Raw genomic sequence first — 17,085 nt, forward strand, 5'->3', positions numbered from 1 at the left:
TCTATTCCGGCGGAAATTCGACCGTTCGTCGGCGGAGATCAGGGAAGGCGCTTGCGCCTGGAAACAGAGCTGGGCGCAGTCACCGCTACGACTGGTCAAGAAAACAATGGAGCAACGCCATCATGGCTGACCAAGACGGTTCCGATTTCATCGAACTCACGGCAGATATCGTTTCCGCCTACGTGTCGAACAATTCTGTTCCTGCCTCCGAACTGCCGGCGTTGATCAGCGATGTTCACGCTGCGCTCAATCGCGTCGTCGGCGGTGTCGCGCCGGTTGTTCCGGTCGAGGCGCCCAAGCCTGCCATCGCGGTGAAGAAGTCGATCACGGCCGATTATCTGATCTGCCTGGAGGACGGGAAGAAGTTCAAGTCGCTGAAGCGCCATCTGCGCACGCAGTACAACATGTCGCCCGAGCAGTATCGCGAGAAGTGGGGTTTGCCGCCCGACTATCCGATGGTCGCGCCGAACTATGCCGAGGCTCGTTCGCAGCTCGCCAAGAAAATGGGTCTCGGGCAACAGCGTCGCAAGCGCCGCTGATTTCTCTCTGACCGAGCCAGCTTGTGAGCTGGTGCCAGGAAGCCGTCGGCAAAGCCGGCGGCTTTTTGCGTTCGTCGGCCTTGTCCGAAGCAGAGGCGCCACGCAGGCCGGAAATCGCCGCGGCGACCGATTGAGCGAGCATCGGGCCGCCATTCGTCGTCGCGGGAGACTGCAAGCCCAAACTTGTCAGCAGTCTGTCGGGATATCCGATCATCCACTTGCAGTGAAATGACATAGGAATATATACCTAGAGACGTCACAGTTGCGCCGGGAGGGTGATGCTCGCAATGGAACATATCATGAACAAGACAGCTGCCAAACAGCGGCGGGATCCCCAGCAGTGGCGCGCTCCGGCGCGACTTGCCGAAGCCGCCGTCTGCGGCGCGATGCGCCTGCCCGCCGGGGCGCTGCAGGCCGGACGCGGAACCCGCCGGATCGCCTCCGCTCGCCAGCTTGCGATGTATCTGACGCATGTCGGCTTCGGCTTGACCTTGACCGAGGTCGGCGCCTGCTTCGAACGCGATCGCACCACCGTGCGGCACGCCTGCGCCCTGGTCGAGGACCGGCGCGACCAGCCGAGCTTCGATCTCGCTGTCTCGGCGCTCGAGGCCGGTCTCGCGCATCTCGCTTTCGGATTGCAGTTGGGCTTTGGCTTCGAGGGTGCGCGATGAGCGCCGCAGATGATCGCAATCGACCGCCGTCCCGCCTGCTGCGTCATTTGAGCGAGGCCGGCGCCTACGCGATCGACTCGCCGCTGGATTGCGGGCGGATCGCGCTCTACCGTCGGGGCGCGGGCGGCGCCACGCTCGGGGCCGGCTATGTCCCTGCCGCCGAGGCCGATGCTCTCGTCGCTGCTGGTTTCGCCGGCTGGGTCACGGAAGCGGAGAGACGGCGGCTGCGCCTCCTCGATGCCGAGGCCGACAGGCCGCGGGCGATGACGACCGTGATGGTCGACGGGCAGGCGCAGCAGGTCGTGCTGGACGAGCGCGAAAGCCCGCTGCTTTGGCTCCACCGCCGCCCCGGCAAGGATGGAGCACCGCAGATATCGGCGGTCGAGTTTGCCGCTGGCGAGCGCTTTCGCGCCGATCTGACGCTCGCGCAGATGCTGCCGCGAACGACGGTCAACTGGGATGCAGGCCTCGCCGCCGGCACCCATTCGCCGACGCACGGGCCGGCCGAGGCGTCCGATTCCAGCCTGGCGGCGCGCCAGCGCACGCGGCTCGCCTGCAAGCGTCTTGGCCCGGAGCTGTCAGGGCTGGCGATCGATGTCTGTGGCTTCCTGAAGGGGCTCGACCAGGTCGAGCGCGAGCGCAAATGGCCGGCGCGCTCGGCCAAGGTCGTGCTCCGACTGGCGCTGTCGGCGCTGGTCGAGCACTACGGCTTGGGCGGAAGACAAGGCATGTCGGCAAGCCGCGCCGCCTGGCACGCGCCTGATGCGCGCCCCTCGATCCCGCCTCTGACGAGCAGCGGAGACTAGGCCAAGGCCGACCGCGCGTCGTTCTTGATCCGCTCCATCATGGCGCGCACGCCGTTGGAGCGCTGCGGTGTCAGATGGGCGGCGAGGCCGAGCCGCTCATAGATCGCGAAGGCGTCGGTCGTCAGGATGTCCTGCGCGGTGTGGCCGGAATGGATGGCGATGGCGAGCGCGACCAGGCCGCGCACGATATGTGCGTCGCTGTCGCCAAGGAAGAAGAGGCGCGTCGTTTCGCCGGGCCCGCCCTCGGTGCGGGTTTCGAGCCAGACCTGGCTGGCGCAGCCGCGCACCTTGTTGGCGTCGTTATGCGCGTCCTCGGGCAGAGGCGCAAGCGTCCGCCCGAGCTCGATCAGATAGCGATAGCGATCGTCCCACTCGTCGAGCAGCTCGAAATTGGCGACGATCTCGTCGAGGCTCTCGCTCATGAATTCCGCTAACGGCCTCCGGCTCGCCCCGCGGTTGGGGGCGGCGCTGGCGAAGCTCTTCGGCCTGTCGCGCGGCGAGGTCAAGCCTCAGCGGTGTCGCGGCTGCGTCTCGGTGGCGCGGGTCGCAGCGTTTGCTGCCAGGGCAAGAACCCGGGCACGGGTTTCGGGCTCCAATCCGGCCAGCACCTCCGCCGCTTCGCGCAGGCTGGTCGCGCCCTGCAAGGCCGCCTTGGGGTCGATCTTGGCGAGGATCGCGATTGCCGCCTTGGCGTCGACTGCGAGCGTGTCGGACTCGCTCTTCGTGCCGTGCACGGGCGAATTCAGCGCGATCACGCCGACGATCGCCAGGCTGCGCAGAAGATAGGCCATCTCGGTCCCCATCGGCTCCGGGCTCTGCAGCCCGCGAATGATCGAACCTTAGTGCAGGGTTCGAAAGATCGCGTGTTGTTGTTGAATCAAAGGCAGTGTGCCGTCTTCAGCTTCCGTTCACCTTGCCGGCAACAACCACTCGGCCCGTCATAGCACGTGTCGGTCCGCGCAATTTGTTGAAAAACCAAAGCTATTTCGACGCTTGGCGAGAAGGTAGCCCGATTCCGGACGCCATCGCTTTAAGCCCCGCTTAAACGGCAGCCGCGAGGATCGTGGCAACAAGGCGAGGCGAAGGCGCCGATTGCCGGCAGAGGTGCGCGTTTGCGGTTTTCCAGTTTGATGACGGCGGTGAGGGCGCAGGTCGCGGCGATGGTCCATCCATCGGCGCTGGCCGATTCGCTCGAGCGCATGCGTCATGAGCGCTTCATGCTGAGCAGGCTCGTCGCTTCGATCGCGGCGCTCAGCCTGATGCCGGCCTATATTGCCTGGCGCGGCCGTATCGGAGCCCTTGAACTGCTTGTGCTCGTCGCGATGGCGCTGCCGTTGGTCGCGGTCTTCCTGCTCTCTCGGACCGGGCGGCTCGATCTCGCGCATTGCCTGTCCGGCGCCGCACTCACCCTGTTGATCACCACGCTGGCCTGCCTGACCGGCGGGGCAGCCTCGCCACTGTTGCTCTGGCTCGCCGCGGTTCCGGCCGAAGCGATGTTCTTTGGGTCCCGGCCCTATGTGGCGCGCGCCAGCGCGCTGGCGGTGATCGGTCTGGGGACCGTCGTCGCCCTGCAGGGAGCCGGCGCGATCGCCGAGCCGGCGGCCTGGACCTGGCAGGCGATGCCCGTCTTCGCCGCCATCGCGATCCTGCACGCAGCGCTGATCACCGTCGGTTTCCTCTATCGCCGCGACGACGAGCTGCGCGAGCACCGTGCCTCCGACGCGCGGGCGCAACTGATGCTCGAGCATGTCGGAGACCTCGTCACCTGGCATGACGCGGCCGGCGCTGTCGTCTTCTCCAACGAGGCCGCCCGCGGCCTGACCGGGGCCGAACCGGCAGAGCTTTTCGGCCGCGGCCTGTTCGAGCGCGTCCACATCGCCGACAGGCCGCTCTTCTTGAAGGCGTTGAACGATGCTGCGCATGGCAGCGGTCGGGCCAGCGCCTGCTTCCGTGTCCTGTTCATCCCGGCGGCCTCCGGCGAGCATGTCGCGGCCGGTCCGGTCGTGCGTTGGCTCGATCTGAGCGCCCGGCGCATCGAGCAGCGGGGCGCGCAAGGTGCTGCTGCCGTGGTCTGTGTCAGCCGCGATGTCACCGACCGGCATGCGATCGACGAGGAGCGCGAGCGCAATCGCGCCGAGGCGGTCAAGTCGAGCGACGTCAAGGGACAGTTCCTGGCGACGGTCAGCCATGAGCTGCGCACGCCGCTCAACGCCATCATCGGCTTCTCGGAGATGCTGAGCGGCGAGCTCGGCCCGTCCTTCAGCCCGGCGCAGCGCCAGGAATATGCCAGGATCATCCACGATTCCGGCCAGCATCTGCTCGATGTCGTCAATACGCTGCTCGACGTCTCGAAGATCGAGAGCGGGGCGATGGCGATCGAGCAGGATCCGCTCGACATGGCCGAACTCGCCGAGGATTGCTGCAATGTCGTCGCGCTCAAGGCCAGGACCGGCACGGTCGCGCTCGAACGCATCGTCGGCCCGGAGTTGCCGCAGCTGCTCGGCGACCGGCGCGCCCTCAAGCAGGTGATGCTCAATCTCCTGTCGAACGCGATCAAGTTCACGCCGCCGGGCGGACGCGTCACCCTTGCGCTGGTACGCGATGGCGGGATGATCGACCTGTCGGTCTCCGATACCGGCATCGGCATCGCAGCCGCCGACCTGCCGCGGCTGGGCGATCCCTTCTTCCAGGCCAAGTCCTCGTATGATCGCGCCCATGACGGCACCGGGCTCGGCCTGTCGGTGGTGCGTGGCCTGGTCGGCCTGCATGGCGGCACGCTCACCATCGAGAGTGCGCCGGGGGTCGGTACCCGTGTCGGCGTCCGCCTGCCGATCGGAGGCGTCGCCGCTGCGAGCGAGCCTGCCCGTATCGCGACCTTCGCCCGCGCCCCGCGCCGTGGCTTCGAAACCAAGCAACCCGTTCGCCTGACCGCCTGACCGAGAGTTCAAGACCCATGTCAGCCACGCTCGCCGCCCGTGCCCGCTCAGATGCGACGCTGTCCATGCCCGTCCGACGCCCCGCCGGCCGGCGTGCGGCGCCGTCGCTGCCGGCGCGGCTGCTGCGCTGGCTCGTCCGCCGCCCGGGCCGTGGCCTCATCGTGCTGCTCTTCGCCGCCGTATCGGTGCTGATCGTCCTGAATGCAGTGCTGTTCCAGAAGGGTCGCCATCCCGCGCCGATGCTGTCGCCGCCGCAATCGGCGGCCCGGCCGACCGAGCAGCGCCGGGTCGAAGCTCCGGCCGCCGCCGAATCGACCAGCGCAGCCCCGGCTCAGCAGACGGTGATGCCGCCGTCGCGCCCCGGCACCCTTGCGCCGGCTGCCCGCGAAGCGGCACCGCGCCCGCCGGCGCCGGTCGCGCCCGCGCAGCCGCGGCAGACGCAGTCGGCGCAGGCTCCGGCTCGCCCGGTCCCGGCCGCCCCGCCGGCGCGCGATCCGATCGCCGACCTGATCAACGGCGCCGACATCCGCCCGCCGGCCGATATCCGGGGGCAGCGGCGCTGACGGCCATGTCGCGCGGACTGCGGGAGCGCGCGCCTTGCCGCGCCTGACCAGCGACTTCTGGGTTTCGGCCTATTTGCGCCAGGCCGCATCTGACGGACTCGTCGCGGTGCTGCGGCGGCGCGGCGCGCGCGAAGCCGGCGCGATCTTCGTCAAGCTCGACCGGCTCGATGGCACGGCGGCGCTCTACGGCCCGGCGCCGCAGGCGCTGGCCGACGAGGCCGGCGAGCGGCGCTTCCAGCTCGTGCTCGACGCCGATCCGCTCGCCGTCGAGGACAGGGTCGCGCGCGAAGTGCGCTTCGACAGCGATCTCTGGCTGGTCGAGATCGAGAACCGTGCCGGCGATGCGCGCCTCGATATCGTCGAAGGCTAGTCCTCAGTCGCCGTTGCCGCCGAGCCTGCGCCTGACTTCCTGAACGATGCTGCGCGACGGCGCCCGCTCGGCACCTGGCCGGACCGGCGTGCCGCTCGGAGCCATGGCGGGCTGCAAAGCACCTGAACGGGTGCTGCGCGGCGCGATCCCACCGATCTGCTGAGCCAGCCGGCGCGCCACCGTCGGCTGCAGCGACCGCATCAGCTCGACCAGGGCGAAGATGCGCTCGACCGAGCGCGCCGCATCGTCGCCGAGCCCGATCAGGAAGCGTGTCGCATCTTCCGGGCTGGCCCCGCAGCCGATCAGTGCCAGCGCTGCGAGCTGGCGCGATTGATCGTTCGCCATGGTCGTCGCGAAGCGCGCATCGCCGCCAAAGGCATCCGCCAGCGCCGCGAAAGCGACGGGCCGATCGGAGAGCACCGTCGCGATCAGGCCGGCGATCTGTTCGCCGGGAAGCGCTGCCGGTCGCGGCGAGGGCGCCAGCGCTTCGTGGGCCGTGGCGGCCTCGATCATGGCGAGGCGCTTTTCCAGGCTCGCCTGCAGGAAGAGCGGCGTCAGTTCCGACATCGGCAGGTCGGTCCGCGTCAGCAGGCTGGCGCCAAGGGCGGGCGTCTGGATTGCGCGCGGCAGCAACAGGTCGAGCGCGGCATGCGGCAGCGGCGCCGCCGCGTTGGCGGCCAAGGCGGCGTCGATCTGCGCGTTGTTGCACCCGGCGAGGGTGATGCTGGCATTGCTGGAGAGATCACGACGGTTGGCGAGGGCGATCCTCGCCTCGTTCCCTCCCTCCGCTGCGATCTCCTCGATCTCGGCCACGGCGAGCGGCATGTCGTGGCTGATCAGCGCGGCCAGCACGTCGCCTCCGCGGGCGCGCAAGGCGGCGAGCACCTCCTGCGGCGCATGCGGCCAGCTCGCGAGCTTGCGGGCGAGGATCGTCGCCGTCGCCTCGTCGATCACGGGGACCAGGGCCTCGGCCATGGCGCGGAAGGCGTCCATGTCCTCGGGCGACGGGCTAGGTGTCGCCAGCAGGAGATCGGTCTTCACCCGCAGCGCGACCTGGCGCAGGTCGAGCCCGCCATCGCTGGCGAGCCTGGCGAGCTCGGCGAGGTCTGTGGCGATGCGGGACGGCATGGGCGATTCTCGTCGGGCGAATTTCACTTTTGCGAAACTTATCCGCGATGCGTTAGCACGGCGTTAACCATGATGGCCTCTTGATGGTCTTGAGGATGGCTGGCGCGATTTGTGCAACCAGCCGTCCGGGCTTCCGCGTTGTTTGCGAATTGGGCGCAGGCGCCAGCAAGGGAGGCGCATCATGGCAGACGTCATTCCTTTCGCGCCGCGCAGGCGCTCCTCCAGCCAGAACCTCGCGGTAGCGGGGCCGTTCGGACAGATTCTGTTCTTCACCGGCGTGCGCTACGAGCGCCAGCACGAGCCGGTTGCGAGCAAGCCGCCACGGCGGCCGCGTCCAGCCGGCCGCGGCGAACGCGAGACAGGGCGCAGGCGCCCGGGCTGAGAGCCGACGGTTCAGGATGATTTTGGATCGACCTGGAATCATCGCGATCCCTGTTTGAGAGTTCGAGTGGGATTCATGCGAAAAACCGGTTCCCACTTTTTCGTATCCCACTCGGTCGCGATAGCGGCCCTGTCCTGCCTTCTGCTCGCCGGCTGTTCGACCACCGGCGATCTCGGCCGGCCCCGCCCCAATATCTTCGCCGACCAGATCGCACCGGCGATCGGCGACTGGAGCGCCCGCTTTCGCGGTGAGGCCTCGTCCTGGTTCCACTTGACCGACGATGAGGAGCAGTTGCGGGCTCGTGCCTGGCGGCTGGTCCTGCCTGCGCATGAGCGCAGCGATTTCGATCGCGAGGTCTCCAAGCTCGCCCATGCCCGCATCCTGCCTGTCGAGGCGCAGTCGAACGATATCGCCTCCTACCATCGCGCCCTGACCTCCGGCTCCTTCGCCTCGCAGGCCTCGCGCTACAACCGGCTGAGCGACGACGCCAATGGCGACCGGTTGCTGCTTGGGCAGTTCCGCGCCAACGCCTTGCGGGTCATCAATGCCGATCGCGCCCGCCTGCGGACCCTCGACGCTTCGCCGCAGGTGCCGCCCGAGCAGCGCGACCCGGCCTGGCAACGCGTCGTCGAGAACGAAGGGCTGATGCTCTGGGTCTGCGAGCGCGCCCGCTTCCGGCTGAAGAGCTATCGCTATTCGCTCGACAACCTCGTCGTCGAGATGCCCTCACGCGAAGGCGTGAAGGCCGAGCGCGCCATCATGGCGCTGGAGAGCGAGCTGGGTCCAGCCTGCAACCTGCCGCTGATCGGCGTCTTCTCCGGCAAAGGCGGCGGTGCGCCGGCGGAGCGTGGCCCGGTGGTCTACAAGGGCTAGCGAGCCTGCGTTCAAGCCCCTGCGCCTGCTGAGAAAAAGGTTCCCATCGCCCCAGCGTTGGGTCTAGCCTGCCGATCATGAGCTGGCGATCGGTGGAGTGACCTCATGTCAGTCGCACATCTCAGGTTCACGGCCTCGACAGCGGTGGAGCCCTCCGGCGATCCGCCCATTGATCAGGGGCAGCGTCACGAAGCCGGTATCGTCGCCTCGAGCGTCTATGCCCATGGCGTGCGCATCGCCGACATCCCGATCGAGGAAGCCGGCGAGTGGTCCCGCAAGGATGGCCATGTCGTCTGGATCGGACTGCTGGAGCCTGAGCCGGCATTGCTCAAATGCGTGCAGGAACAGTTCAATCTGCATCCCCTCGCGGTCGAGGATGCGACCAACGCTCATCAGCGGCCCAAGCTCGAGCAATATGGCGACGCGCTCTTCGTCGTCGCCCGCACCGCGCAGATGGTCGACAAGCGCATCGCCTTCGGCGAGACGCATATCTTCGTCGGCCACGGCTACATCGTCAGCGTCCGCCACGGTGCCTCGACCTCGTACAAGTCGGTCAGGCAGCACTGGGAGACCTGCCCGACCTCGCTGGCCAAGGGCGAGGACTTCATCCTCTACGCGATCCTCGATTTCATCGTCGACAACTACATGCCGGTGCTCGAGGCGATCCATGACGAGGTCGAGGAGATCGAAGACAAGGTCCTCGCCAGGCCGATGACGCGCGCCGACATCGAGCGGCTCTACATGCTCAGGCGCGACCTCCTGCGCCTGCGCAATGCGGCTGGCCCGCTCGTCGAGGTCTGCCAGCGCCTGACCAATGGCAGCGTGCCGCAGGTGCGCCCGACGCTCGCCGCGATGTTCCGCGACGTGACCGACCATGTCCGCACCGTGCAGGAGAAGATCGATAGCCTGCGCGAGGTGCTGGCCTTCGCCTTCGAGGCGAGCCTGCTCGTCGGCCAGAGCCAGGAGAACGCGATCACCAAGCGGCTCGCCTCCTGGGCCGCCATTCTCGCAGTGCCGACGGCGGTCGCCGGCATCTACGGCATGAACTTCAAGAACATGCCGGAACTCGAGATGCACTACGGCTATTACGTCGTCCTCGCGTTCATCATCACCGCCTGCTTGACGCTGTTCTGGCGCTTCAAGCGCAATGGCTGGCTCTGATCGGCGGCCCGGGCTATCCGCAGGTCGCTAGTCCGCCAACCCGCAGGCCACGCCGGTCGCCAGTGCCTCCGCCTCGCCGCGGTCGAAGGCGCGCCGGACCGCCACCCGCACGACGACGAGTCCTTGCAGAGACGGCGAGACTACGCGCAGCTCCCGCGAGGTCTCGCCTTCCTCGTCATTCGCCAGCCGCTCGTCGAGCTGTTCCTGCGTCATCACCACGAATTCGAGGACGCCGCGGATCGCCGCCCGGTCGGTGATCGCATAGGCGACGCCGCCGCCGCGGCGATGCACCGTCAATCCGACCGGCAGGGAGCCGGTACGGGCCACCACGCGCAGCGGCCCGGTCGCGAGGTCGTAGCTGCACACAGCGGCGACGCTGTTCGGATCGGCATCGAGCATGGCCGGCAGCCCGGCCGGTGGCGGTGTCACCAGCTCCGCCTTGCCGTTCATGCCCAGAGCCGCGTAGACGGTGGCCGCATCGCGCATGGCGAGGGCGGGTACCCGCAACACGGTGACGATGTGGACGATGCCGGCCAGCACCAGTCCGGCCAGCGTCAACAATGTCAACCGCAGCAGGCCGCTTCCCAGCCGCGACAGCCCGCGACGCAGCGAGGCGCCGGCACCTGGGGCGGGCTCGTTCACCGGGCGCATCGCCGCCTCGTCCGCCGCGCTCATCGGCAGTCGATCCTGATGATGCGGGGCAGGGCGTCGGGCCTGAGCTCGCCGGCATGGCTCGAGATCGGCGTGTCGTAGAGCCGCAAGTGGAGCTCGAAGCGACCGCCTGCCGGCAGGGGCAGCCAGTTGCCGGCCTCGGGCGTTGTCGCCAGCACGATGCGCATGCCGCCGCGCTCGCCACGGACGATCTCGGCGTCGGTGAAGCTCTCACGCGCCGCGGCGAGTTGCAGCGAACTGCCCGCGGGACTTGCAGTGCCAAGTGACCAGCCGCGTGCAGGCGGTGTCACCCCGGTGACCAGATAGCGGCAACGGGCATCGAGTGCCTGTCCGGCATCGTCTGCCTTGGCGATCAGCTCAAGGCCTTCGCCGGCGCCGAGCGGCAGGTGCACGCCGCGGGCCAGATGGGCCCGCATATAAGGATCGATGTCTCGTGCGCCGCTGTTCGGCCAGCTTGTCCAGGCGCCGATCTGGACCCGGCCGAACCAGGGCCGCTCGGCTACCGCATAGCGCGCCGAGACGAGGCCAAGGCCAGCGCCGAGTGCGATCACATAAGCCAGCGGAAGGACGCGCATGGAATGATCCCGGATCGCATCGGCGCAGAGCCTAGCGAATGACGGAGCGGTAGGCGGGAACGTCCCGGATCCCGGCCTGGACGGAGGCGCGGGCGGCCCGCGGCGCCTCGACCGCCTTGAACATCGCGCCGACGGAAGAGAGCACCTCGAAGGATTTGCGCGGCATATGACCGGCACCGGCGCCGGCCGCCGGGTCGGCCGGCTTCGCTATCGCCACCTTGGCGTCGCCCGGCTGCGGCGTCACGCCCGGGATCGGCTTCAGCTCGATACCTTGATGGGCGAAAGCCATGATCTCCTTCCAGGTCATCGCTGGCAGAGAGCCGCCCGTCATGTTGTTGGTCTCGGAGGAATCGTCGTTGCCGAACCAGATCGCGCCGACGAGATTGCCGGTGTAGCCGACATACCAGGCATCCTTGTAGCCATTGGTCGTGCCGGTCTTGCCGGCGCTGACGACGCCATCGAGCGCGGCGCGGCGGCCGGTGCCGGCGGTCGGCACGGTCGAGAGCATCTGGTTCATCTCGAAGGCGACCTGCGTGCTCAGCACCTGGGCGGGCGCCGGCTCGTCGCGGTCGTGGCGATAGATCTCCTCGCCGGCCGAATTGCGGATATCGAAGGCGGCGTAGGGCTTGGCCCGCTTGCCGCCGCTGGCGAAGACGGCGTAGCCGGCGGCTTGCTCGATGACCGTGACCTCGCCGGCGCCGATCGGCAGCGAGACGGTATCGGTCAGCGGCGTGGTCAGGCCCATGGCCCGGCAGGTCTCGACGATCTTCATTCGGCCGATACGCGCGGCGCGGGCCTCGTGCGTCTCGCCGGTGGCGCGGCCGATCGCGATCGACATCTGCACCGGGATCGTGTTGATCGATTTGGCCAGCGCCACGGTCAGCGGCATCGAGCCGGCATAGGAGCGCCCGTAATTGTTGGGGCACCAGTTGCCGATGCAGACCGGGCGGTCGGTGACGACCGTCGTGGGCTTGTAGAGCCCGGCGCTCATTGCCGCGGCGTAGACATAGGGTTTGAAGGAGGAGCCCGGCTGGCGCAGGCTCGCCGTCGCCCGGTTGAACTGGCTCGCGCCATAGTCACGTCCACCGACGATGGCGCGCACCGCCCCGTCCGGATCCATGATCACCGCTGCCGCCTGCTTGGCGCGATAGGCGGGCCCATGCTGGCGCAGGATCGATTCGACCGCCTCGTCGGCGCGCTTCTGGATCGCCGGGTCGTGCGGCGTCTTCACGGTCAGCACGCGCTCCGGGCCGAGCTTGCCGTCCTCGGCGAGCTTGCGGATCTCGTCGAAGGCCCAGTCGAGATAGTAGTCGGGGCTGGAATCGCGCCTGCGGTCGATCGGCGTCGCCGGGTTGCGCTTGGCGGAGTCGATCTGGCCGGCCGTCATGAAACCGGCATCGACCATGGCGTTGAGCACGTCATTGGCCCGCGCCCGCGCCGCTGGCAGATTGACGTGCGGGGCGAACTTGCTCGGAGCCTTGAACAGGCCGGCGAGCATCGCCGCCTCCGCCAGGCTCACATCCTTCACCGACTTGCCGAAATAGTAGTCGGCCGCCGCCGCGACGCCGAAGCTGCCGCCGCCCATATAGGCGCGGTCGAGGTAGAGCTTGAGGATCTCGTTCTTGCTCAGCCGGTATTCCAGCCAGAGCGACAGGAAGGCTTCCTTGATCTTGCGGTCGAGCGAGCGCTCATTGTTGAGGAAGAGGTTCTTCGCCAATTGCTGGGTGATCGAGGAACCGCCCTGGACCACGCCCGAGGCGCGGGCGTTGACGGTGAGCGCCCGGAAGGTGCCGATCACGTCGATGCCGAAATGGTCGTAGAAGCGCCGGTCCTCGGTCGCCAGCACGGCCTTGAGCAGGTGATCCGGGAATTCCTCGAGCTTCAGCGAATCGTCATGGCGGGCGCCGCGATGGCCGATCTCCGAACCGTAGCGGTCGAGGAAGGTGACGGCGAAGACCTGGTTCTTCAGCGCCTCCTCGCGCCCTTCGCGAAAGGCCGGGATCGCCAGCATCAGCATCACGATCGCGCCGGCGATGCCGACATTCAGCCCCTCGCTGGCGAATTCGGCGGCGAGCCGCTTCGGGCCGCTGACGGTTAGCCGGTCGGTGATGCTGCGGATGCGCTCATAGATATCGCCGGCGCGGTGCCCGGCCGAATAGAGCGAGGCGTCGATCCACGAGTCGACGCTCAGCGCGAGGCGCTTGAGACGGGTCGTCCAGCTCGCTTTCCTGAACTCCATCACGGCGGTCGGGCATCCTGAGCCTGCCGCGGACGCAGGTCCGCGGTATCCCGGACCGGCCGGCGAAGACCTGGCCCGATCTCAGAAGGTAAGGGCTCGGGGCTCGCAACGGAAGTGTGCGAAGGTGTGGTGCCCGACAAAAAAGGCGGTGTTGCGAACCGGTCAGCCCTTGGTCGCGAGCAGGGCGAACCGGGTCGAGGATGCCAGCCGAAGGGCATCGTGCAGGGCGGCATGGCGCTGCTGCGCTTTGACCACCTGTGCGTAGTCGGCCGCTTCGATACGGGCAAAGCCGGCTTGGCGCAGCATCGTGCCGAGGCGCTCGAAGCTCAGGCCCTCGCGGAAAAAGAAGCGCTTGGTGATCGAGTCGAAGGCCTCACGGTCGGAGCCGTGCGGGGCGGCGCCGGCGCGCTCACGAAGGAAGGTTGCTGCCCGATTGAGGAGGCCCTGCAGCCAGGAGCGGTTGATCCAGTCGCCGTCGATGACGAGCAGCTTGCCGCCGGGCTTCAGCACCCGGAACCATTCGGTGAAGGCGGCTTCCGGATCGGTCAACGTCCAGACCAGATGGCGCGTCACCAGAGCGTCGTAAGTCCCGTCATCGTCGAGCAGGCGCTCGGCATCGCCGGCCAGGATGCGGGCCTTGTCGCCATGCTTGGCGCGGGCGCGCGTCAGCATCTCGTCGGAGAAGTCGATTCCCGTGACCTTGTGGCCGAGCGAGAGCAGCGCGCGGGTGATCTCGCCGGTGCCGCAGGCGAGGTCGAGCACCTCGCGCGGCTCGGCGCCGAAGGACTGGCGCAGCAACGACTGGAAGGCGGCGAGCTCGGCGTCCGATTTGATGGCGTGGCCGACCTGCTCGTCGAAGCTGGCGGCCCGCCCGGACCAATAGGAGCGAATCTCCTCCTTCAAGGAGAAGTTTGCACCGGAAGTGGGAAGGCTGCTGTCGGACATCGGCATTTCGCCAAACGGAGGCTGAAGGGACTTATTCCGCGGCTCGGGCGGGCGCAAGCTGCGCCTCGCCGTGGCTGCGCCTGCGGGCCGAGCCATGCACGACGACGAAGGGCGTCTCGCCGTCGTTTGCCTCGACGCGGGCGACGACGCCGTAGACCTCTTCCAGCAGGGCCGGCGTGATGATCTCGCGCGGATCGCCGAAGGCAGCGAGCCGCCCCTGCGACAGCACCATCACCTTGTCGGCGATGCGCAGCGCCTGATTGAGATCGTGGATCGCGATCAGCACGCAGATCTGCCGTTCGCGCGCCAGCCGGCCGACGAGGCTGAGCACCTCAAACTGGCGGTGCAGGTCGAGCGCGCTGGTCGGCTCGTCGAGCAGCATGATCTCGGGCCGGCGCACCAGCGTCTGGGCGATCGAGACGAGCTGGCGCTGGCCGCCCGAGAGCTCGCCGAGGCCACGGAAGGCGAGATCGGCGATGTCGAGCGCGTGCAGGGCCTCATCGATCGCCAGGAGTTCGTCGTCGCCGACACCCCAGGCGCCGCCCTGTTTGCGGGCAAGCAGGATCGATTCATAGACGGTCAGGACCGCGTTCACCGCCGTGTCCTGCGGCAGGTAGCAGGGTGACTTGCGGGCCGAGCTTTCGACCTGGACCGAGCCGGCGCCACCGAGCAGTCCGGCGATGCGGCGGAACAGGCTCGATTTGCCGGCGGCGTTGGGGCCGATCACGGCGACGACCTCGCCACCCGTCATCGTCGGCGTCGTGATCCCCGAGAGGATCTGGCGCTTGCCATAGGCGACGCCGACATCGCTGAGCGTCAGGCGCTTCACCATGAGCGTTTCCGGCTGGTCAGGATCAGGCTGAAGAAGAAGGGCACGCCGACCAGCGCGGTGACGATGCTGATCGGGAAGATCAGGCCGGGGATCAGCGACTTGCTGACCACCGAGGAGGCCGACAGGATCGCAGCTCCGGCCAGCGCCGAGGCCGGCAGGAAGAAGCGCTGGTCCTCGCCGATCACCATGCGGGCGATATGTGGGCCGACCAGGCCGATGAAGCCGATCGTACCGACGAAGGAGACCGGCACCGCCGCGAGCAGCGCGACGAGCAGCATGGTCTCGAGCCGCAGGCGCTTGACGTTGATGCCGAAGCTCGCCGCCTTCTCGTCGCCGAGGCGCAATGTCGTCAGCGCCCAGGCGCGGCGTGCGAACAGCGGGATGCAGGCGACGAGCACGGCCGTGGTGATGGCGAGCTTGTGCCAGTTCGCCTTGGTCAGCGAGCCCATCATCCAGAAGACGACCGCGCCGAGCGCCTGCTCGGAGGCGAAGAACTGCAGCAACGACAGCAAGGCGTTGAAGGTGAAGACCAGGGCGATGCCGAGCAGCACCACCGTCTCGGTGGTGACGCCGCGGCGCTGGCTGAGCAGATGGATCAGCAGCGAAGCGCCCATCGCCATGATGAAAGCATTGAGCGGCACGACATAGTCGATGGCGAGCGGGACGATGGAGACACCGAAGACCAGCGCCAGCGCGGCCCCGAAGCTCGCCGCCGCCGAGATGCCGAGCGTGAACGGGCTGGCGAGCGGGTTGTTCAGCACGGTCTGCATTTGTGCACCGGCGATGGCGAGCGCGGCGCCGGTGACGACGGCCATCAGCGCGACCGGCAGGCGGATATCCCAGATCACCACCCTGACCGCAGCAGGAGCGGTCGAGGGCGAGATCAGTGCGTTGACGACCTCAGCGACGCTGTAGCGCGCGGGGCCGAGCATCAGGTCGACGATCAGGCAGGCCAGCAGCACGGCGGCGAAGCCGGCGAGGATCAGCTTGCGGCGCAGCGCCAGCGCCCGATAGGCATCGCGTCCCTGGGCTGCGGCTCGCGGCGCCTCGGCTTGCTGGGGCACGATCTCGTCAGCGCTGGCCGGAGCAAGGCTCACTTGGCAGTCTCGAGGGAGACCCACAGGCCGGGCTCGTAAGGTAGAGGCAGGAAGCGCTCATGCAGCGTCTTCATGGTCGCGTTCGGGTCGACGTCCTTGAACAGCTCGGGATGCAGCCACTTCGCGATCTCCTGGATCGCCACGAACTGGTAGGGGCTGTTGTAGAACTGGTGCCAGATGCCGTGGACCTGGCCGGTCTTGACGGCCGTGGTCTGCGTGAAGGCCGGGCGCTTCATCAGGTTGGTGAGCTTGCGGCGCGCCTCGGTCATGTTGGCGCCATAGCCGAGCCCGACCCAGTTGCCGCCGGGGACATAGCCGTCCCAGTTGCTGCCGGTGACGATCACGACATCGGGATTGGAGGCGACGATCTGCTCGGCGTTGACCGTGCCGAAGGTGCCGGGGATCAGCGGCGTCGCCAGATTCCGGCCGCCGGCGAAATCGACCATCTTGCCGAAGTTCTCGTTGCCGAAGGACATGCAGCAATCGTCGGAGAAGCCACCAGCGCGCTCGACCATGACGAGCGGCCGCTTCAGGTCCCTGGCGCTGGCGAGCCGGTCCGTGATGACCTTGATCTGCTCGGCCCGGAACTTGATGAAGTCCTCGGCGACCTGCTCCTTGTCGAAGAGCTTGCCGATCAGCCGCATCGACGGCTCGGTGTTCTCGAACGGCTTTTCGCGGAAGTCGACATAGACGACGGGAATGCCGACCGCGGCGAGCTTCTCGACCAGCTTCGCCTCGTCGCTGGCGATCTTGGCCTCGATGTTGAGGAAGAGCACATCGGGCTTGAGTGCGATCGCCTGCTCGATGTCGAAGGCGCCTTCCTTCATGCCGCCGAAGGTCGGCAGCTTGGCGATCTGCGGATAGCGCTTCTCATAGGCGCGATAGGTCTCGGGATCGGCCTTGCCGAGATCGTCGCGCCAGCCGACGACGCGCCTGAACGGCTCGTCCTTGTCGAGCGCGCCGACGAAGTACATCTGCCGGCCCTCGCCGAGGATGATCCGCTTGACCGGGGCCTCGACCTCGACCTTGCGCCCGACGATGTCGGTGACCGTGACCTTGTCGGCCAGCGCGGGGAGGGAGGCGATCGCAAGGCCCGCGGTGACGGTAAAGGCGCGCAGCAGTTGTCGGCGGGTCAGCATCGGATAGCTCGGGAACGAGGGAATTCTTCCTCCCGTTAGGCCGATCCGAGTATTCGGTCAATTTTCATAGATTATAACACCTCTAAACAAAGCTTAGAATGAATATAAGGTTGTTGGCCGCAGCTGCCCTCGCTGCGACGCTCGCGCGCTTCCCTCC

General features: G+C 67.7%; 19 protein-coding genes. 9 read left to right on the forward strand and 10 right to left on the reverse strand.

Annotated features, from left to right (window positions below; genetic code table 11):
- Positions 1-122 precede the first annotated feature (122 nt).
- The 3 genes from AC07O0_RS02900 to AC07O0_RS02910 all read left to right on the forward strand — a co-directional run bounded on the left by AC07O0_RS02900 (position 123) and on the right by AC07O0_RS02910 (position 2,016).
- Entirely contained in the window at positions 123-539 is a 417-nt protein-coding gene (locus tag AC07O0_RS02900; RefSeq protein ID WP_454026293.1) for a Ros/MucR family transcriptional regulator, read from the forward strand.
- Positions 540-838: 299 nt separating this feature from the next.
- Positions 839-1,210: a helix-turn-helix domain-containing protein gene (locus tag AC07O0_RS02905; RefSeq protein ID WP_494619866.1), complete on the forward strand. Its 372-nt coding sequence runs from the start codon at positions 839-841 to the stop codon at positions 1,208-1,210.
- Positions 1,207-2,016, forward strand: coding sequence for a DUF6456 domain-containing protein (locus AC07O0_RS02910; RefSeq protein WP_494619868.1), 810 nt, complete (start codon positions 1,207-1,209; stop codon positions 2,014-2,016). The genes AC07O0_RS02905 and AC07O0_RS02910 overlap by 4 nt, the downstream gene beginning before the upstream one ends.
- On the opposite strand, the gene AC07O0_RS02915 is transcribed toward AC07O0_RS02910, so the two are convergent.
- Positions 2,013-2,438, reverse strand: a complete 426-nt coding sequence (locus AC07O0_RS02915) for a SufE family protein (protein WP_494619870.1) — start codon at positions 2,436-2,438, stop codon at positions 2,013-2,015. The genes AC07O0_RS02910 and AC07O0_RS02915 overlap by 4 nt on opposite strands.
- Before the next feature lie 87 nt (positions 2,439-2,525).
- A complete protein-coding gene (locus AC07O0_RS02920; protein ID WP_494619872.1) occupies positions 2,526-2,807 on the reverse strand; it encodes a hypothetical protein in 282 nt (93 codons plus the stop codon).
- A gap of 348 nt (positions 2,808-3,155) precedes the next feature.
- Here AC07O0_RS02920 and AC07O0_RS02925 point away from each other — a divergent pair, with 348 nt between their 5' ends.
- The 3 genes from AC07O0_RS02925 to AC07O0_RS02935 are packed head-to-tail and all read left to right on the forward strand — an operon-like array spanning position 3,156 to position 5,885.
- On the forward strand, positions 3,156-4,952 hold the full coding sequence (locus AC07O0_RS02925; RefSeq protein WP_494619874.1) for a sensor histidine kinase: 1,797 nt from the start codon (positions 3,156-3,158) through the stop codon (positions 4,950-4,952).
- Between the two features lie 17 nt (positions 4,953-4,969).
- Entirely contained in the window at positions 4,970-5,515 is a 546-nt protein-coding gene (locus AC07O0_RS02930; RefSeq protein WP_494619876.1) for a hypothetical protein, read from the forward strand.
- Between the two features lie 34 nt (positions 5,516-5,549).
- Positions 5,550-5,885, forward strand: a complete 336-nt coding sequence (locus tag AC07O0_RS02935) for a DUF1491 family protein (protein ID WP_494619878.1) — start codon at positions 5,550-5,552, stop codon at positions 5,883-5,885.
- Between the two features lie 3 nt (positions 5,886-5,888).
- On the opposite strand, the gene AC07O0_RS02940 is transcribed toward AC07O0_RS02935, so the two are convergent.
- Positions 5,889-7,013 carry a DUF2336 domain-containing protein gene (locus AC07O0_RS02940; protein ID WP_494619880.1) on the reverse strand — a complete coding sequence of 375 codons (1,125 nt, stop codon included), beginning with the start codon at positions 7,011-7,013 and terminating at the stop codon, positions 5,889-5,891.
- A 181-nt stretch (positions 7,014-7,194) separates the two neighbouring features.
- Between AC07O0_RS02940 and AC07O0_RS02945 the strand changes: the two genes are divergently transcribed.
- From AC07O0_RS02945 to corA, 3 genes are all read left to right on the forward strand, one after another.
- Positions 7,195-7,395, forward strand: a complete 201-nt coding sequence (locus tag AC07O0_RS02945) for a hypothetical protein (RefSeq protein WP_494619882.1) — start codon at positions 7,195-7,197, stop codon at positions 7,393-7,395.
- Positions 7,396-7,470: 75 nt separating this feature from the next.
- Positions 7,471-8,268, forward strand: a complete 798-nt coding sequence (locus AC07O0_RS02950; protein ID WP_494619884.1) for a hypothetical protein — start codon at positions 7,471-7,473, stop codon at positions 8,266-8,268.
- Positions 8,269-8,373: 105 nt separating this feature from the next.
- Positions 8,374-9,429 carry a magnesium/cobalt transporter CorA gene (gene corA, locus AC07O0_RS02955; RefSeq protein ID WP_494619886.1) on the forward strand — a complete coding sequence of 352 codons (1,056 nt, stop codon included), beginning with the start codon at positions 8,374-8,376 and terminating at the stop codon, positions 9,427-9,429.
- Between the two features lie 27 nt (positions 9,430-9,456).
- Here corA and AC07O0_RS02960 read toward each other — a convergent pair whose 3' ends face one another.
- The 7 genes from AC07O0_RS02960 to AC07O0_RS02990 form a co-directional block, all read right to left on the reverse strand.
- The gene (locus AC07O0_RS02960) at positions 9,457-10,104 is read right to left on the reverse strand and encodes a hypothetical protein (RefSeq protein WP_494619888.1); all 648 of its coding nucleotides are present in this window, start codon (positions 10,102-10,104) and stop codon (positions 9,457-9,459) included.
- Positions 10,101-10,676: a DUF1214 domain-containing protein gene (locus tag AC07O0_RS02965; protein ID WP_494619890.1), complete on the reverse strand. Its 576-nt coding sequence runs from the start codon at positions 10,674-10,676 to the stop codon at positions 10,101-10,103. The genes AC07O0_RS02960 and AC07O0_RS02965 overlap by 4 nt, the downstream gene beginning before the upstream one ends.
- Positions 10,677-10,707: 31 nt before the next feature.
- Positions 10,708-12,915: a transglycosylase domain-containing protein gene (locus AC07O0_RS02970; RefSeq protein ID WP_494619892.1), complete on the reverse strand. Its 2,208-nt coding sequence runs from the start codon at positions 12,913-12,915 to the stop codon at positions 10,708-10,710.
- A gap of 162 nt (positions 12,916-13,077) precedes the next feature.
- A complete protein-coding gene (locus AC07O0_RS02975) occupies positions 13,078-13,860 on the reverse strand; it encodes a class I SAM-dependent methyltransferase (RefSeq protein WP_494619894.1) in 783 nt (260 codons plus the stop codon).
- Between the two features lie 31 nt (positions 13,861-13,891).
- Positions 13,892-14,689, reverse strand: coding sequence for an ABC transporter ATP-binding protein (locus AC07O0_RS02980; protein WP_494620652.1), 798 nt, complete (start codon positions 14,687-14,689; stop codon positions 13,892-13,894).
- A complete protein-coding gene (locus AC07O0_RS02985) occupies positions 14,686-15,756 on the reverse strand; it encodes a FecCD family ABC transporter permease (RefSeq protein WP_494620654.1) in 1,071 nt (356 codons plus the stop codon). The genes AC07O0_RS02980 and AC07O0_RS02985 overlap by 4 nt, the downstream gene beginning before the upstream one ends.
- A gap of 29 nt (positions 15,757-15,785) precedes the next feature.
- A complete protein-coding gene (locus AC07O0_RS02990; RefSeq protein WP_494619896.1) occupies positions 15,786-16,928 on the reverse strand; it encodes an ABC transporter substrate-binding protein in 1,143 nt (380 codons plus the stop codon).
- Positions 16,929-17,085: the final 157 nt, after the last annotated feature.

It is taken from the genome of Allobosea sp. GW821-FHT10B12 (assembly GCF_059415545.1).

Excerpts from the sequence above, each read along its gene's own strand:
- AC07O0_RS02900 (WP_454026293.1), top strand. The coding sequence starts at position 123 with ATGGCTGACCAAGACGGTTCCGATTTCATCGAACTCACGGCAGATATC.
- AC07O0_RS02905 (WP_494619866.1), top strand. The coding sequence starts at position 839 with ATGAACAAGACAGCTGCCAAACAGCGGCGGGATCCCCAGCAGTGGCGC.
- AC07O0_RS02910 (WP_494619868.1), top strand. The coding sequence starts at position 1,207 with ATGAGCGCCGCAGATGATCGCAATCGACCGCCGTCCCGCCTGCTGCGT.
- AC07O0_RS02915 (WP_494619870.1), bottom strand. The coding sequence starts at position 2,438 with ATGAGCGAGAGCCTCGACGAGATCGTCGCCAATTTCGAGCTGCTCGAC.
- AC07O0_RS02920 (WP_494619872.1), bottom strand. The coding sequence starts at position 2,807 with ATGGCCTATCTTCTGCGCAGCCTGGCGATCGTCGGCGTGATCGCGCTG.
- AC07O0_RS02930 (WP_494619876.1), top strand. The coding sequence starts at position 4,970 with ATGTCAGCCACGCTCGCCGCCCGTGCCCGCTCAGATGCGACGCTGTCC.
- AC07O0_RS02940 (WP_494619880.1), bottom strand. The coding sequence starts at position 7,013 with ATGCCGTCCCGCATCGCCACAGACCTCGCCGAGCTCGCCAGGCTCGCC.
- AC07O0_RS02945 (WP_494619882.1), top strand. The coding sequence starts at position 7,195 with ATGGCAGACGTCATTCCTTTCGCGCCGCGCAGGCGCTCCTCCAGCCAG.
- AC07O0_RS02950 (WP_494619884.1), top strand. The coding sequence starts at position 7,471 with ATGCGAAAAACCGGTTCCCACTTTTTCGTATCCCACTCGGTCGCGATA.
- corA (WP_494619886.1), top strand. The coding sequence starts at position 8,374 with ATGTCAGTCGCACATCTCAGGTTCACGGCCTCGACAGCGGTGGAGCCC.
- AC07O0_RS02960 (WP_494619888.1), bottom strand. The coding sequence starts at position 10,104 with ATGAGCGCGGCGGACGAGGCGGCGATGCGCCCGGTGAACGAGCCCGCC.
- AC07O0_RS02965 (WP_494619890.1), bottom strand. The coding sequence starts at position 10,676 with ATGCGCGTCCTTCCGCTGGCTTATGTGATCGCACTCGGCGCTGGCCTT.
- AC07O0_RS02970 (WP_494619892.1), bottom strand. The coding sequence starts at position 12,915 with ATGGAGTTCAGGAAAGCGAGCTGGACGACCCGTCTCAAGCGCCTCGCG.
- AC07O0_RS02975 (WP_494619894.1), bottom strand. The coding sequence starts at position 13,860 with ATGTCCGACAGCAGCCTTCCCACTTCCGGTGCAAACTTCTCCTTGAAG.
- AC07O0_RS02990 (WP_494619896.1), bottom strand. The coding sequence starts at position 16,928 with ATGCTGACCCGCCGACAACTGCTGCGCGCCTTTACCGTCACCGCGGGC.